Genomic DNA, 1,094 nt, shown 5'->3' with positions numbered 1-1,094 from the left:
AATCCCCAATTCCGAATCCCATGAAAAGCATCTGCGTCTACTGCGGCTCCAATGCCGGCAACAAGCCTGCCTATGTCGAGCGCGCCACGGCGCTGGGTCAACGCATTGCAGAACAAGGCCTGCAGTTGGTCTACGGCGGCGGCAATGTGGGCTTGATGGGCACCGTGGCCAATGCGGTGCTGGCGGCCGGTGGTGAAGTGACCGGGGTGATTCCGCAGCAACTGGCCGATTGGGAAGTGGCACACCGCGGGTTGACCACGCTGGAAATCGTCGGCTCCATGCATGAGCGCAAGATGCGCATGTTCGAACTGTCCGATGCCTTCGTCGCCCTGCCCGGCGGCTTCGGCACCATGGAAGAGATCTTCGAAATGCTGACCTGGCGCCAGCTGGGCATCGGCAACAAACCCTGCGCGTTTCTGGACATCGAAGGTTTCTACGCGCCGCTGATCGGCATGATCGACCGGATGGTCGAAGAACGGTTCCTGCATCCGGACCAGCGCGCCGATCTGTGGTACGGCGCCGATATCGAGCAGATGCTCGAATGGATGCAGCACTACACCCCGGCGCAGGCATCGAAGTGGATCGACGAGAAGCGTCGCTCCACCCTGGTATAACTCTTCGCCAACCAGCCTCTCCGACTCGGCGGCACTGCGTACCCGCGCGCGGTGGATCACTGCGCGCAGCACCATCACGGCATCGGCAAATGCGATGTCGGCCAGCAACGCCACATCCTGTGACGACATCCTCGAGAGACCGCAGCGCGGCCATGCCAACAGTCCGATCTGCCAGCTTGCAACGGCAGTCACGACGGCTGCAGCGATCCGTAGCACCGCCTCGCATAGAATGACGGCGATGCTCGATACCCTCGCCGCTGACGCGCACCATCGCCTGGACATCAAGCACAGTCGCTTTGTGGCCCACGCTGCCGCACTGGACACTCCAGCGCATGCGCAGGAGGTGGTGCAGCGCGTGGCGGTGCCGGAGGCAACCCACAACTGCTGGGCCTACCGGTTCGGGGAGGACTACCGTTCCAGCGACGACGGCGAGCCGAGTGGTACCGCCGGCCGGCCGATCCTGGCCGCCATCGACGGCCA

Annotated in this window: 2 protein-coding genes; both read left to right on the top strand. The window is 63.7% G+C overall.

Annotated features, from left to right (window positions below):
• Nucleotides 1–20 precede the first annotated feature (20 nt).
• Nucleotides 21–614 (top strand): LOG family protein, encoded by a 594-nt coding sequence (locus XAXN_RS19825; RefSeq protein WP_134980617.1) that lies wholly within the window; start codon nucleotides 21–23, stop codon nucleotides 612–614.
• A gap of 94 nt (nucleotides 615–708) precedes the next feature.
• Nucleotides 709–1,094, top strand: a 386-nt coding sequence (locus tag XAXN_RS19820; RefSeq protein ID WP_245149973.1) for a YigZ family protein, incomplete at its 3' end; no start/stop codon positions are given.

It is taken from the genome of Xanthomonas axonopodis (genome assembly GCF_001304695.1).
GTDB classification, from domain to species: Bacteria; Pseudomonadota; Gammaproteobacteria; order Xanthomonadales; family Xanthomonadaceae; genus Xanthomonas; species Xanthomonas axonopodis.
The sequence above is the reverse complement of the archived record's forward strand: the minus strand, read 5'-3'. Positions and strand labels throughout refer to the sequence as shown.

Bases quoted from the DNA above. Each gene is read 5' to 3' on its own strand.
- XAXN_RS19825 (WP_134980617.1), top strand. From the start codon at position 21: ATGAAAAGCATCTGCGTCTACTGCGGCTCCAATGCCGGCAACAAGCCT.